The sequence below is a fragment of the Achromobacter sp. CSND-B12 genome (assembly GCF_052906545.1).
The window spans coordinates 3421766-3435147 of sequence record NZ_JBREGJ010000001.1 but is presented as its reverse complement, the minus strand read 5'-3'; the positions used below and the strand labels follow the sequence as shown (position 1 = coordinate 3435147).

Here is a 13382-nt window from a genome sequence, read left to right as displayed (position 1 = left end):
GCCCTTGCTGGACGTTCCTTTTCTCAAAGGAGACGCAACATGTACAGGCATCTGCTCATCGCCGTGGACGGCTCCCTGCTGTCCGAGTCGGCCTTCAAAAAGGCGCTCGTTTTCGCCAAGGAAATGAACGCCGCCATCACCCTGCTGCGCGCCATTCCGGAAGACCACCTGACGGTCTACCAGGCGGAAATGCTGGGCGCCCACCAACCCCAGCACACCGACCAGGCGCGCAAGAACGCCACCGGCTACCTGGAAGGCCTGGAGACCGAGGCGCGCCACGCGTTGGTGCCTTGCGAGACGGCCGTGGTGGTCAACGACCACCCGCACGAAGCCATCGTCGACACGGCGCAGCAACGCGGCTGCGACCTGATCGTGATGGGGTCGCACGGCCGCCACGGCATGACGGGCTTCCTGCTGGGCAGCGAGACCCAGCGCGTGCTGGCGCGCACCAGGCTGCCGGTGTTGGTGTTCCGCTAGGGATCGCCGCGCGAGCCCGCCCTACGGCATCGCCGCCGTGGCCGGCGCGTGCTGGAAGGTGAAGCTGTCGGCGTAGACGTGATCGAGGCTGGCGCCACGCCCCGCCAGCAGCGTGGTCGCCTCGCTGACCATCGCCGGCGCGCCGCACAGGTAGAAGGCGTGTTCGGACAGGTCGCCGTGGTCCGCCAGCACAGCCTGTTGCACATGGCCGCGCCGGCCCTGCCAGTCGGCGCCCGCGCGCGACAGCACCGGCACGAAATTGAACTCGTACAGCCGGCCAGCCCAGCCTTCGATCTGCTCGCGCAGATACAGGTCGGCCTCGGTGCGCATGCCCCAGTAGAGCGTCACCGGCGGGCAGTCGTCATTGTCCAGCAGCGATTCCAGGATCGCCTTGATCGGCGCAATGCCGGTGCCCGTGGCCATCATGATCATCGGCCGCCAATCTTCCTCGTGATAGCTGAACACGCCCAGCGGCGCCTCGATCTCCAGCGCCGCGCCCGGCCGCGCCTGCCCCAGCCACTGGTCGGTGTAGCGGCCGCCCGGAATGCGGCGCACGTGGAAATCCACCAGGTTGCCGGCGGGCGCCGAGGCCATCGAGAAGCTGCGGGTGGCGCCGTCGGGCAACACCACGTTCATGTACTGGCCCGGCGCGTAGTCCAGCGGCGTGTCCGGCGGCAGCGCCAGCGTCAGGTGGATGACGTCGTCGCACAGCGCGGCGATGCGGTGCACGGTGGCGTCCAGGCGCCGCGGCTCGGCGAATTGGCGCGGGTTGGCGACGCTGATGCACAGATCGCTGCGCGGCCGCGCCTGGCAGGCCAGCGCATAGCCCTGGGCCGCCTCTTCCGGCGTCAGCGCCATGGGGAATTCTTCGTAGTCGACCGCCCCTTCGGCCAGCTTGATACGGCAGGTGCCGCAGCCTCCGAAGGTACATTCGTGCGGCAGCCGCACCGAGGCGCGCTCGGCCGCCTGCAATACGGATTCATCCGGCGCGACCATGAAAGCCTGCCCGGTCTCGAGGATCTGGACACGGTATGCCATGACGACAGCGCCTATTTCTTGATGTCCGCCTGCACCAGCACCTTCAGGCCGCGCGGCTCCAGCATTTCGGCCAGCGCCCCCAACGCGGCCAGGCCGGCCTGGGTGTCCTGCTCGCCGTTGCCGCCGCTCAGGCCGACGCCGCCGATGACCTCGTCGTTGACCACGATGGGAAAGCCGCCCACGAATGCGGCGAACTTGCCCTCGAAGCTCCACTGGATGCCGAAGGCCTCATTGCCGGGCAGCGCCGGCCCATTGGGCGGCGTGGTGAACAGGTGCGTCGAGCGCTTGTGTCCGGATGCGGTGAAGGCCTTGTTCCAGGCGATCTGCGGGCCGGTGATGCGGGCGCCGTCCATGCGCTCCAGCGCGATCGGATAGCCGCCGTCGTCGACGATGCACACCGATTCCAGCACGCCGATCTGCTCCGAGCGGGCGATGGCCGCGCGCACCATGGCGCGGGCTTCTTCCAGTTCCAGGCGATAAATCTGCTTCATGTCTGTTCTCCGAAGGCGCCGTCAGCCGGCGCGGTAGACGGTCTTGATCTGCGTGTAGAACTCCAGCCCGACCCGGCCCGATTCACGGAACGTCGACGTGCTGGAGCTTTTCAGGCCGCCGAACGGCGCGTTGATGAGATTGCCCGTGGTGGTGCGGTTGATCTTGACGGTGCCGGCCTGGATGTCGCGGGCGAAGCGGTGGGCGTAGCGCGCGTCGCTGGTGGCGATGGCCGCGGACAGGCCGTATTCGGTGTCGTTGGCGCAAGCGATGGCCTCGTCGTAGCCGTCCACCGCGATCAGCGCCAGCACGGGGCCGAAGATTTCCTCGCGCGCGATCCGCATCTGCTGCGTCACGTCCGTGAACAGGGCCGGCGTCACGTAATAGCCGCGCTCGAAGCCCGGACCGTCCAGGCGCTCGCCGCCGATCAGGTGGGTGGCTTCCTGCTTGCCCACCGCGATGTAGCTCAGCACCGTGTCGAGTTGTTTACGCGTGGCCAGCGGTCCCAGGTCGAAATTGCCCTCCAGGCCGTTGCCGATGGTCAGCTTGCGCATGCGCGCCAGCAGTTTGTCGGTGAACGCCGCCAGCACCTTGCGATCGACCAGCAGGCGGCTGGTGCCGGTGCAGGCCTGGCCGCTGAGCGAAAAGCCGCCCTTGACCGCCAGGTCCACCGCGCGATCCAGGTCGGCGTCGGCCAGCACGATCAGCGGGTTCTTGCCGCCCAGCTCCATCTGCGTGCGCGTGGTCAGGCCGGCGCCACGATGGATCTGCTCGCCGGCCGCGGTCGAGCCGGTGAAGGAAATGGCGCGCACCGCCGCCGCCGTGGTGATGGCCTGGCCCACCTTCGAGGCCGGCCCGGTCACGAAATTCAGCACGCCCGGCGGCAGGCCCGCCTCGACGAAGGCCTCGGTGAGCCGGTAGCCGGTCAGCGGCGCATCGGACGAGGGCTTGAACACCACCGTGTTGCCCGTGATCAGCGCCGGCGCGATCTTGCGGGCCGGGATCGAGATCGGGAAATTCCACGGCGAGATCACCGTCACCACCCCCAGCGGCTCGCGCTGGCTGTAGACCACCATGTCGGGATCGTCGTTGACGAAGGTCTCGCCGGTGAACGACTGGCCCTCCACCGCGTAGAAGCGGATGGTCTGGGCCGAACGCAGGACCTCGTCGCGCGCCAGCGCCAGGCCCTTGCCTTCCTCGCGGGTCAGCTCGCGCGCCACCTCGTCGGCGTGGTCTTCCAGGTGCTGGGCGGCACGGAACAGGATGGCGGCCCGCTTGGAGATCGGCGTGTCGCGCCAGGCGGCGAAGGCATCCGCGGCGGCCTTCACGGCGCGGGCGGCGTCGTCCGCGTCCGATTGCTGGAAGCGCCCCACCACGTCGGACGTGTCGGCCGGGTTCAGGTTGGGCGCCGTGACGCCCGAAGCGCAGGCCACCCATTCCCCGCCGATGTAGTTGAGAAAAACCTGCTGCGAGAGATCGTCCACGGAAGTCCTTCCTCTGCCGGGCTGGCCGGGATGCCCGGGAATCGGCCGTCTTAGGTAATTTCTGAACATTGTATACTTTAATCAATATAGCGCGATGCGCGTAAACCCCAAGCCGGGCTCACCGCCAGATCAGGACGGCGCAGATGGTGGAGACGAACAGCGCCAGCACCACCGGCAGCAGCAGCGCCCGCACCAACGACAGCACGTGCACCCGCGCGAACCCGGCCACCGCGATCAGCGAGGACCAGGCGATCAGCGTGCCGCCGCCGGTCCACACCGCGCCCATCTGGCCCACTGCCGCCAGCGTCGCCGGATCCACCCCCACCACCGGCCCCAGCGCGCCCGACAGCGTGCCGGTCAGCGGCAGGCCGGCGAAGCCCGAGCCGTCGATGCCGGTGATCATCCCCACCAGCAGCACGCCGAACGCCACCAGGAAGTGGTTCTCGGGGATCAGGTGCTGGCCCGCCGAGATCACTTCGAACAGCAGGCCCGGCGCCTGCGCCTGCGGCACGCCCAGGATCTGCGCCGCGGTCTCGTTGGCGCCGACGAAGAAGAAGCCGGCGATCGGCAGCACCGAACCCATTGCCTTGAAAGCGAACACGAAGCCGTCGGTCACGTGCTCGGGGCACACGTCCAGCATCCTGCGCGGCCCTTCGGCGGCCAGCGTCACCAGCATCATCACCACGAAGACCACGCCGCCCACCAGCGCGGCCGCGTCGCCGCCGCGCAGCGCGGGCAGCGCCGGGAACAGGCGCGGCAGCACCATCACCGCGATCACGCCCAGGAACGCCAGCGGCGTCACCACCGCGAACACCCGCGACCAGCGCACCCGGCGCCGCTCCTCCTCGTCCAGCCCCGGCCCGCGCGGCAGCGCCGGATTGGCGCCCATGGTGCCGCGCGCCAGCTCGGCCTTGTCGAACGAGCCGGAATGCTCGATCTCGGCCAGGCTGCCGTCCTGCGCCCGCGCCTGCCAGGCCGACAGCAGCGCCGCATCGGCCGGCACGATGTGCTTGCGGATCAGCAGGTAGGCGGCGGTCAGCGCCACAGCGCCGGTGATCAGCGACAGCACCAGCGCCCGGTCCGCCACCACCGCGGCGCTGACGGCGGCGCCGGCGGCCTTGGCGCTGATGCCCGGCGCCACGCCGATCACGTAATCCGAAGACAGCGCCATGCCCTGGCCGGCGATGGCGATCGCCATGGCGCCGGCCAGCGGCGGCAGTCCGGCCGCGATGGCCGCGGGCAGCAGGATCGCCGACACCAGCGGCACTGCCGGCGTTGGCCAGAAGAACAGCGAGATCACGTAGGTACAGAGGGCGATGATGAGAAACGACGAGTGCCCGCCGCGCATCACCCGCCGGAACGGCTGCACCATGCGCACGTCCGCCTGCAGCGTCTTGAGCGCGTTGAGCAGGGCCGTCATGAAGGTGATGACCAGGAAGATGTTGAAAAGCTCTTTGGCGGCCACGAAGCTGGCCGAGAAGATGCCGATCAGCGCGCTGATCGGGTTGCCGGTGATGGCCAGCACCACCAGGAAAGTGCCGATCACCGACGGCACCACCACGTTGGCGCGCAGGATCATCGTCAGGATGATCGCGGCGACGCTGATCAGGTACATCCAGTGAGCGGCGTTGAGCACGACGTCCGATTGCATGCGCTATTCCCCTTGTCGACGTGGCTGTTGGGTCGCCACTTCGGTATACTATATTTCGTTTGCTGCTATACCAACCGAAATATGCAGCGCCTAGGGAAAGCGATAATCCTGAAATTTCCATGAATATTCGAGAAAAATCAGTGCATTAAGTTGGGGCGCAAGCCCCGGTTTGGTGCATCGCCGATATTTCAATAGACTACCGTATACAAAAAAAGCGAATTCGGCATGATGGCTTCCCTACCCGATCTCTGGCATTACGCCGCCATGGCGGCGGTGGTGTTCGGCGCCGCGCTGGCGCAGGGCGTGGGCGGCATCGGCTTCGCCATGTTCGCCGCGCCGGTGGCGGCGCTGTGCTTTCCCCAGCTCGCCCCCGGCCCCCTGCTGACGCTGGGCGGCTTCATCTCGCTGCTGACCGCGCTGCGCGAACGCGCCGCCATCGACTGGCGGGCCGTCGCCTATGCGCTGACCGGGCGCGCCGCCGGCACCCTGATCGCCATCTACGCCATGGCCCGCTTCGCGCCGCAGACGCTGGGCCTGCTGTTCGCCGCGCTGATCCTGGCCGCGGTCGGGCTCAGCGCGGCCGGGCTGCGCTTTGCGGCCACGCCCGGCCGGGTCTCGGGCGCCGGCGTGGCGTCCGGCATCATGGGCACCATGACCTCGGTCGGCGCCCCGCCCATCGCCCTGGTGCTGCAACACGCCGAACCGCCGCGGCTACGCGCCACGCTGGGCATGGTGCTGTTCCTGGGGTCGCTCTTTTCGCTGGCCATGCTGGCCTGGGCGCGGCGCTACACCGGTTACCACGCCGGCCTGGCGCTCAGCCTGGCGCCGTTCCTGCTGGCCGGCTTCGCCGTGTCGGGCCGCCTGCGCCACCGGTTGCCGCCACGCGCGGTGCGCGCCGTGCTGCTGGGCGCCTGCGCCGCGGGCGCGCTGGGAGTGATCGGCAAGGCGCTGTGGGCCGGTTGAACCCGCTTGCGTCCGCCACCGCCCATCCCGGTAATACAATGCAGACTGTATCCATTCCGCCAGACCTGCTCGCCATGACCACCACGCCCGTCAGCTCGCAAGCCGTAGACACGCCGCAATCTGCCCCGCTGAAGATCGGCGAGCAGCATCCGCAGTTGTTCGCGGTCATCCGCGACAAGCTGCGCGAGCGCATCCTCAGCGGCGAATTCACGCCCGGCGATCGCCTGGTCGAAGGACGCCTGTCGGAAGAGATGGGCGTGTCGCGCATCCCGGTGCGCGAAGCGCTGCGGGCGCTGGCCGCCGAAGGCCTGGTCACCATCGAGCCGCGCCGCGGCGCCTCGGTGTCGGTGCTGTCGGACGCGGTCGCTTACGACATGGTCGAGGTACGCGCCACGCTGGAAGGCCTGAACGCCAAGCTGGCGGCGCAGCGGCGCGACGACAAGACCGTCGAGCGCCTGCAGGCCTTCCTGCGCGAAGGCACCGAGGCCGCGCGCGGCGAGCAGCTGGACAAGTTCCTGGCGCTGAATTCGCAGTTCCACGAAATGCTGGCCACCATCGGCGGCAACGTGGTGCTGACCGACCTGATGCGCTCGCTGCGCGACCGCACGGCGCTGCTGTTCGCGCCCAGCAACATGCACCGCGCCAAGCAGAACTGGGACGAGCACTCGCAGATCCTGAACGCCGTCATCGCCGGCAATGGCGACCTGGCCGCGCTGCTGGCGAGCCAGCACGTGCACAACGCCGCCAAGGCCTACACCGAGACGCGCCAGGCGCATTCGTCGGCCGCCTGAGCACGCCCCCCCCCGGCCGCAACCCGCTCAGGGCGCCACGGGCGTCGCCTGGCCGGCGTCGTCCACCACCACGCCCTTGCCGTCCCGCACCACCCACGACACCGCCACGTCGCCCAGCACGAAAGTCTGGCAGGCCATGCGGTAGCCGGCCTCGAAATCCTCTGGCCGCAGATGCTTGCGTTCCTTGGGCTTGATGGCGTCGGTGTTCTCCAGCCCCTGTTCGATGCGGCATTTGCAGGTGCCGCACAGGCCGCCGCCGCACTTGAACGGAATGCCGCCCTGTTCCTTCAGCGACACCCGCAGCAGATTGCTGTTCTCGGGCGCGCTGGCCACCTTGCCGCCATTCGATAGAAACGTGATGTTGACCATGCTGCTCAGTGCTCCGCGGCGACGGGGCCGGGACGCCGCGTCAGGGTGGTTTGCATGCTGCCGAAGCGGCTCAGGTGCGCCAGCTCGCGGCGCGCCGCCGCCAGCGAGGCGAACGACTCCAGGAACTTGGACGGCACGCGGTTGACGATGTAGGGCGGGGTTTCCTCGGTGACCAGCAGTCGCGCCGGCCCTCGCAGGCGGGCGATGCTGAACACCGCGCGGGTCCTGCCGTCGCAGGCGTAGTCGTAGGTCTCGACGATCTCGGCCTGCGCGTCCACCTCGGTGCGGTACACGCCGGGCTTGGACGTCAGGATCACGAACACGGCGTCATTCGCGTCGCGGGTCATGCGCGGTTCCTTTGCATCGGGTTGGGCGCCGGGGCCAGGGCGTGTCGGCGCCGCGGGACGCCCGGCGCGGGCGTCAGGGTTGCTCGAGCGCGGCCGCGGGCTCGCGCGCTGGCGCCACCTCGGCGTCCTGCGCCAGCTCGATATCGTGGCCGAGCCACAACTGGCAGGCCAGGCGGTAGCCGGCGTCGATGCGCTCGCCCAGCTGCTTCTTTTCCTTCCAGTTCACCGGCGGCAGGTGCTCGGCCCCCGCCAGCACGCGGCAGGCGCACTTGGCGCACTTGCCCATGCCGCACTCGTAGCGCAGGTGCGGGAACGGGAACTGCCGGATGCCGGCGCGCACCACCAGGTTGGCGTTGTCCGGCACCTCGCCGGTGTAGGTCTGGCCGCCTTTGTGAAATGTGACGGTAGGCATGTATCGGTCATCCAGTGAAGCGCCGCGGCAGCCGGCCCGCGCCATGCGCGGGTGGCGCCGCAAGCGCGGGCGCGGGCGCTCAGGCCGCCAGGCCCAGCTCGGGCAGCGCGATTTCCTGCTGCACGTAGTCGGTATAGAGCGCGGTGGTGTACAGCAGCCGCATCTGCGCGCCGATCTCGCAGATCTTCAGGCAGCGCTGCTGCAGCTCGACCGTGTTGGCGTGCTCCAGCACGATCTGGTAGCCGCGTTCGCCATGGATTTCGTCGGACACGATGTGTAGGTCGAAGAACTCGACCTCCTCGTCGGTGAAGCCGTATTTCTCGCGCAGGGTCGGGGTCTGCTTGCGATAGATCGACGGCACCTGCGATTCCAGGCCCACCACCAGGCCGGCCACCGCCACGATGGGGTCTTCGCGCATGGCCACCGCGTAGCACCAGCTTTGCAGGGCGCGGGTGGTGGGCGACATGTTGTCGGGGTTGGTGACCCGCTCGCGGGTGGTGCCGCAGGCCTCGGCGAAGCGGATCAGCAGGTCGGTATGGCGGTCGCCGCCGATCTCCTCTTCGTACATGTTGGCCAGCAGGAAGTCCTTGGCCTCGGTGTAGGTGTCGGGCGTGCGGGCGTACAGATAGCCCAGGTAGTCGGCGAACGGGCCGACGTAGTGATAGTGGTTCTCGGCCCAGCGCGACAGGTGCTCCCGGCTGAGCTTGCCTTCGGCCCAGGCAATGGAAAAAGGCGAGGCATTGGCGCTCTTGCCCTTGATCGCGTTTTCCAACGCGGTGCGGAATTCATCTCGGTTCATCAGTTCTGCCATGACGCGCTCCAGGTCTGTGAGGGAGGGGCCGGCCGAAAACCTCGACCGATGCAGAACATTGTATACCGTCTACCGTTTTCATCGACTAGGGTATTCCCGTTGCCGTCGAAACCAAAAGGGACTGTCCCTCTGATATCAACGACTTGGATCAACCCGGGCGGATTGGAGATCAGGGTTTACCCTGGTACAATGAATACACTTTCAATGCAATCCGGAAATACCATGAACACCCGCCACCCCCTGGGAGACGCCCCGATCGGCCAGCAGCTGCTGGCGCACTACGCCCGCCGCGATGCGGTGCGCCATGCCACCCCCTTGTTCCCTTCGTCATGGGCCGAATGCCTGGCCCCGTTCCGCAACGCGCGTCTGCGCCCGCAGGCCAAGCCCGCCGGGCAGGGCGGCGACAGTGCCCCGGTCGGCCAGGCTGGCTGAATCGGCATGCGCCGCGTTGCGGCGCGCCGTGCCGGGCGCGCGACAGAGCCGCGGCGCTCGCAATGATGGGCCGGGCGCCGCGCGTTTTCAGGTGTTTTGAATGGGGCCCGCGCCCGGGCTCCGCATGCGGCGCGCGCCGGCCAACAACAGCACCAGCAGGAAACCCAGCGTGTAGGCCAGCATGTCCCACCAGTCGGGCACGCTGCCCAGGATCACCCGCAGCACCGGTTGCTCCAGGCGCCAGCCGTAGTGGCGCGCCAGATACTGGCCGAGTTCGACCGCGTAGCCGGTCAACAACGCCGCAATGGCCAATGGCAGTACGCCGGCGCGGATGAAGCTGCGGTACACCAGATAGGCCCAGCCCACCGCCACCACGTCGCCCACGAAGCCGCGCAACAGCGGGTAAGGCTTGCCCAGGGTGGCGATCAGCGCCTCCACGGCGGTCACGGCCAGCAGCGCGGCGAAGGCCGGCCGGTTGAAAGTCAGTCTCATCGCGATGTCATGCGCCCGTGGCGCGGAAAACACGGTTATTGGAACGGTCGACGCAACTGTTAACGCATTTGTCAGGTCGACGGGCGTAGCCTGATTCGACCACGCGGCAAGCGAGGGTACTAGAAAACAAGAGGAGACAAGCATGAGCGCATTCGATCCGGATGGGCGCCGACGCTTCCTGCGCCAGGCCTGTACCCTGGGCGCGACCGGCACGCTGGCCGGCCACGCCCTCACCAGCCTGGCGGCCCCGGCCACCGTCACCCTGCCTTTCGCCAACGGCGAGCGCGACCTGATCGCCTATCCGCAGAAGCGCCCGCTGATCCGCCAGACCTCGCGGCCGCCGCAGCTGGAAACCCCGTTCGCGGTTTTCAACGAAGACCTGATCACGCCCAACGACGCCTTCTTCGTGCGCTACCACCTGGGCAACATCCCCACGGCCATCGACCCCGCCGCCTACCGGCTGCGCGTGGGCGGGCTGGTCTCCAAGCCGCTGGAATTGTCGCTGGCCGACCTGAAGCAGCAATTCGGCGCGCCGGTCGAACTGGTGGCGGTGACCCAATGTTCCGGCAACAGCCGCGGCTTCTTCGAGCCGCGGGTGGGCGGTGGCCAGCTGGGCAACGGCGCCATGGGCAACGCGCGCTGGCTCGGCATCCCGCTCAAGCGCGTGCTGGAAAAGGCCGGCATCCAGGCCGGCGCGCGCCAGGTGACGTTCGAGGGGCTGGACCGGCCGGTGCTGCAGGGCACGCCGGAGTTCGTCAAGGCGCTGGACGCGGCCCACGCGCTCGATGGCGAGGTGATGCTGGCGTACGCCATGAACGGCGCCGACCTGCCCATGCTCAACGGTTATCCGGTGCGGCTGGTGGTGCCCGGCTACTACGGCACCTACTGGGTCAAGCACCTGGCCGACATCAAGGTGCTGGACAAGGAGTTCGACGGCTTCTGGATGCAGAAGGCCTACCGCATTCCCGACAACGACTGCGCCTGCACGCCGGCGGGCAAGGCGCCGGAAAAGACCCGTCCGATCGGACGCTACAACGTGCGAAGCTTCATCACCAGCCTGGCCGACGGCGCCCGCGTGGCCAAGGGCCGGCGAGTGCAGGTGCGCGGCATCGCCTTCGATGGCGGCCGCGGCATCCGCGACGTGCAATTCTCGGCCGACGGCGGCAAGACCTGGCGTGCCGCCACGCTGGGCCGCGACCTGGGCCGCTATTCCTTCCGCGAATGGCACGCCGACTTCACCCCGGCGCAGGCCGGCGCCTATCAGTTGAAGGCGCGCGCCACCAACATGGCCGGCGACACCCAACCGCTGGAGGCGCAGTGGAATCCGGCCGGCTACATGCGCAACGTGGTCGAAACCGTGCGCATCGACGCCGCCTGAGGAGAGCGCCATGATCCGACTCGCCCGCCTCGTCCTGGCCCTGGCCGCCGCCGGCGCCTGCGTTCCCGCGCTGGCCCTGGACATCCAGCTGCCGCAGGAAACCGCCACCCTGCGCCCCGGCGCCGGTCCCGGCGCCCAGGGCGCCACGCTGTGCCTGATGTGCCACTCGGTCGACTATATTTCGTCGCAACCGCCCATGCCGCCGGGCTTCTGGGACGCCGAGGTCAAGAAGATGGTCGGCACCTACGGCGCGCCGATACCGGCCGAACAGGTGCCGCTGATCGTCGAGTACCTGAACCAGGCCTACCCGCCCCCGGCCCGGCCCAAGCCCTAGTTCCCGCCGCGGCGCGCAGGCCGCGCGCCGCGGCTGCCTCGTCCCGCGGCTGCCTCGTCTTAACCCGGACCCCTAATAGGCGTACCATTGGACGGCCCCCGCCCGCCATGTCCGGGTGATCACAGAGGCCTCCATGCTCCAGCCCGTTTCGGCCAACAACGATCTTCCCCCCACATCGCCGGGCACGCCCGCCGCGCCCCCTCAACCCGTCCTGCGGGTCAGCACGCTCTCCCCCTTCGCGTTCCCGGCGTTCCGCATCATCTGGATCGCCAACCTGTTCGCCAACCTCGGCACCTGGGCGCAATCGGTGGCCGCCGCCTGGGTCATCACCACCGAACAAAGCAGCCCGCTGATGGTCGCGATGATCCAGGTGGCCGCGGCCTTTCCGCTGGTGGCGCTGTCGATCCTGACCGGCGTGCTGGCGGACAACTACGACCGCCGCAAGGTCATGCTGGTCGGCATGCTGCTGGAACTGGCCGGCGGCATCTTCATCACGATACTGGCGTATATCGGCCTGCTGCATCCGATCACCCTGATCATCTCGGTCTTCTGCATCGCCATCGGCAGCGCCATCGTCACGCCCGCCTGGCAGGCGGCAGTGGGCGAGCAGGTGCCGCGCGAGCACATCGGCAGCGCGGTGCTGCTCAACAGCGTCAACTACAACGTGGCGCGCGCAGTCGGGCCGGCGATCGGCGGCCTGCTACTGGGCGCCGCCGGCGCACCCACCGTGTTCCTGCTGAACTGCGTCTGCTACGGCAGCCTGATCTGGGCCATCTGGCGCTGGCGCCGCGACGTGCCGGCGCGGCGGCTGCCGCCGGAGCGGCTGTTCGAGGGCGTGGTGGCGGCGCTGCGCTATACCCAGCACTCCACCGTGACGCGGGTGGTGATGCTGCGCGCCTTCGCCTTCGGCCTGTCGGCCAGCGCGCTGTGGGCGCTGCTGCCGCTGCTGGCCTACGCCCACGAACAGGGCGACGCGCTGCTGTACGGCTACATGCTGGGCGCGCTGGGCGTGGGCGCCATCCTGGGCAGCGCCGTGGTGCGGCGGCTGCAAGCAGCCTGGGGCGCCAGCGGCCTGGTGAGCGTCGCGGCCGGCCTGCTGGCCGCCTGCCTGCTGGTGCTGGGGCTGACCGACACGCTGTGGCTGGCGTTTCCGGCGCTGCTGCTGTCCGGCGCCTGCTGGATCGGCGTGCTGGCCACCTACAACACCACGGTGCAGATGCTGGTGCCCGACTGGGTCAAGGCGCGTTCGCTGGCGCTGTACCAGACCGCGATCTTCGGCGGCCTGGCGGCCGGCTCGTTCATGTGGGGCCATTTCGCCGGCACCATGGGCGTGTCCGGCGCGCTGTCGGCGGCCGGCGTGATGCTGGCCATCACCGTCGCGCTGCTGTACCGCTCACGCCTGCCCGAACAGGTCAACACCCAATCGCTGGCGCGCGCCGACGCCACCGAACCGGCGCTGTCGGCGGCCGGCTTCAACACCCAGCACGGCGCGGTGCTGGTGGCGGTGGAATACCTGATCCCCAAGGAAAAGCTGACCGCCCTGATCGATGCGGCGCGGCCATTGCGCCTGCTGCGGCTGCGCAATGGCGCGCAGCAATGGCAGCTGTTCCGCGACCTGGAGCGCGAGGGCGTCTGGCGCGAAGTCTTCCTGGTGGAAAGCTGGATGCAGTACCTGCGCATGATCGACCGCATGACCCTGGCCGACAAGATGGTGCTGGACGAATTGCGCGCCCTGCATGCCGGCGACAAACCGCCGGTGGTGTCGCGCAATGTCAGCTACCTGGCCATGAACGAAGCGCAGGGATTTTCGCTGCGCCGCGAACCGGAATCTTTGTAGCGGCCGGCACCGACGGCTGTCAGAATGTGATGGTGGCCGTGACGATGTCGGTGTATTTCCCCGGGCGCGGCCGATTA

General features: G+C 68.7%; 16 protein-coding genes. 7 read left to right on the top strand and 9 right to left on the bottom strand.

Annotated elements, in window-relative coordinates; all coding sequences use genetic code 11:
* Positions 1-39 precede the first annotated feature (39 nt).
* A complete protein-coding gene (locus ACUTAG_RS16155) occupies positions 40-477 on the top strand; it encodes a universal stress protein (protein ID WP_024067497.1) in 438 nt (145 codons plus the stop codon).
* 21 nt (positions 478-498) lie between these two features.
* On the opposite strand, the gene ACUTAG_RS16150 is transcribed toward ACUTAG_RS16155, so the two are convergent.
* From ACUTAG_RS16150 to ACUTAG_RS16135, 4 genes are all read right to left on the bottom strand, one after another.
* Positions 499-1515 (bottom strand): 2Fe-2S iron-sulfur cluster-binding protein, encoded by a 1017-nt coding sequence (locus ACUTAG_RS16150; RefSeq protein ID WP_049052168.1) that lies wholly within the window; start codon positions 1513-1515, stop codon positions 499-501.
* 11 nt (positions 1516-1526) lie between these two features.
* A complete protein-coding gene (locus tag ACUTAG_RS16145; RefSeq protein WP_006387292.1) occupies positions 1527-2006 on the bottom strand; it encodes a GlcG/HbpS family heme-binding protein in 480 nt (159 codons plus the stop codon).
* A gap of 21 nt (positions 2007-2027) precedes the next feature.
* Positions 2028-3488, bottom strand: coding sequence for an aldehyde dehydrogenase family protein (locus tag ACUTAG_RS16140; protein WP_054441346.1), 1461 nt, complete (start codon positions 3486-3488; stop codon positions 2028-2030).
* 118 nt (positions 3489-3606) lie between these two features.
* Positions 3607-5139, bottom strand: a complete 1533-nt coding sequence (locus ACUTAG_RS16135) for a hypothetical protein (RefSeq protein ID WP_148317728.1) — start codon at positions 5137-5139, stop codon at positions 3607-3609.
* A gap of 225 nt (positions 5140-5364) precedes the next feature.
* Here ACUTAG_RS16135 and ACUTAG_RS16130 point away from each other — a divergent pair, with 225 nt between their 5' ends.
* Together ACUTAG_RS16130 and ACUTAG_RS16125 are read left to right on the top strand one after the other, a co-directional pair.
* Positions 5365-6102 (top strand): sulfite exporter TauE/SafE family protein, encoded by a 738-nt coding sequence (locus tag ACUTAG_RS16130; protein ID WP_054442568.1) that lies wholly within the window; start codon positions 5365-5367, stop codon positions 6100-6102.
* Positions 6103-6176: 74 nt separating this feature from the next.
* The gene (locus ACUTAG_RS16125; RefSeq protein WP_026383713.1) at positions 6177-6893 is read left to right on the top strand and encodes a GntR family transcriptional regulator; all 717 of its coding nucleotides are present in this window, start codon (positions 6177-6179) and stop codon (positions 6891-6893) included.
* Between the two features lie 27 nt (positions 6894-6920).
* On the opposite strand, the gene ACUTAG_RS16120 is transcribed toward ACUTAG_RS16125, so the two are convergent.
* The 4 genes from ACUTAG_RS16120 to ACUTAG_RS16105 all read right to left on the bottom strand — a co-directional run bounded on the left by ACUTAG_RS16120 (position 6921) and on the right by ACUTAG_RS16105 (position 8832).
* Positions 6921-7271, bottom strand: a complete 351-nt coding sequence (locus ACUTAG_RS16120; RefSeq protein ID WP_026383712.1) for a 2Fe-2S iron-sulfur cluster-binding protein — start codon at positions 7269-7271, stop codon at positions 6921-6923.
* Entirely contained in the window at positions 7268-7609 is a 342-nt protein-coding gene (locus ACUTAG_RS16115; protein WP_006387286.1) for a hypothetical protein, read from the bottom strand. The genes ACUTAG_RS16120 and ACUTAG_RS16115 overlap by 4 nt, the downstream gene beginning before the upstream one ends.
* Positions 7610-7682: 73 nt before the next feature.
* Positions 7683-8021: a 2Fe-2S iron-sulfur cluster-binding protein gene (locus tag ACUTAG_RS16110; protein WP_026383710.1), complete on the bottom strand. Its 339-nt coding sequence runs from the start codon at positions 8019-8021 to the stop codon at positions 7683-7685.
* Positions 8022-8100: 79 nt separating this feature from the next.
* A complete protein-coding gene (locus tag ACUTAG_RS16105; RefSeq protein ID WP_006387284.1) occupies positions 8101-8832 on the bottom strand; it encodes a TenA family transcriptional regulator in 732 nt (243 codons plus the stop codon).
* Between the two features lie 222 nt (positions 8833-9054).
* On the opposite strand from ACUTAG_RS16105, the gene ACUTAG_RS16100 reads away from it, so the two are divergent.
* On the top strand, positions 9055-9264 hold the full coding sequence (locus tag ACUTAG_RS16100) for a hypothetical protein (protein WP_006387283.1): 210 nt from the start codon (positions 9055-9057) through the stop codon (positions 9262-9264).
* A gap of 87 nt (positions 9265-9351) precedes the next feature.
* On the opposite strand, the gene ACUTAG_RS16095 is transcribed toward ACUTAG_RS16100, so the two are convergent.
* Entirely contained in the window at positions 9352-9756 is a 405-nt protein-coding gene (locus ACUTAG_RS16095) for a DUF2809 domain-containing protein (RefSeq protein ID WP_020925522.1), read from the bottom strand.
* A 142-nt stretch (positions 9757-9898) separates the two neighbouring features.
* Between ACUTAG_RS16095 and sorA the strand changes: the two genes are divergently transcribed.
* From sorA to ACUTAG_RS16080, 3 genes are all read left to right on the top strand, one after another.
* Positions 9899-11134 (top strand): SorA family sulfite dehydrogenase catalytic subunit, encoded by a 1236-nt coding sequence (sorA, locus tag ACUTAG_RS16090; protein WP_020925524.1) that lies wholly within the window; start codon positions 9899-9901, stop codon positions 11132-11134.
* A gap of 10 nt (positions 11135-11144) precedes the next feature.
* Positions 11145-11468, top strand: a complete 324-nt coding sequence (gene sorB, locus ACUTAG_RS16085; protein ID WP_148317730.1) for a SorB family sulfite dehydrogenase c-type cytochrome subunit — start codon at positions 11145-11147, stop codon at positions 11466-11468.
* 133 nt (positions 11469-11601) lie between these two features.
* Positions 11602-13305, top strand: a complete 1704-nt coding sequence (locus tag ACUTAG_RS16080) for an MFS transporter (RefSeq protein WP_026383706.1) — start codon at positions 11602-11604, stop codon at positions 13303-13305.
* Positions 13306-13382: the final 77 nt, after the last annotated feature.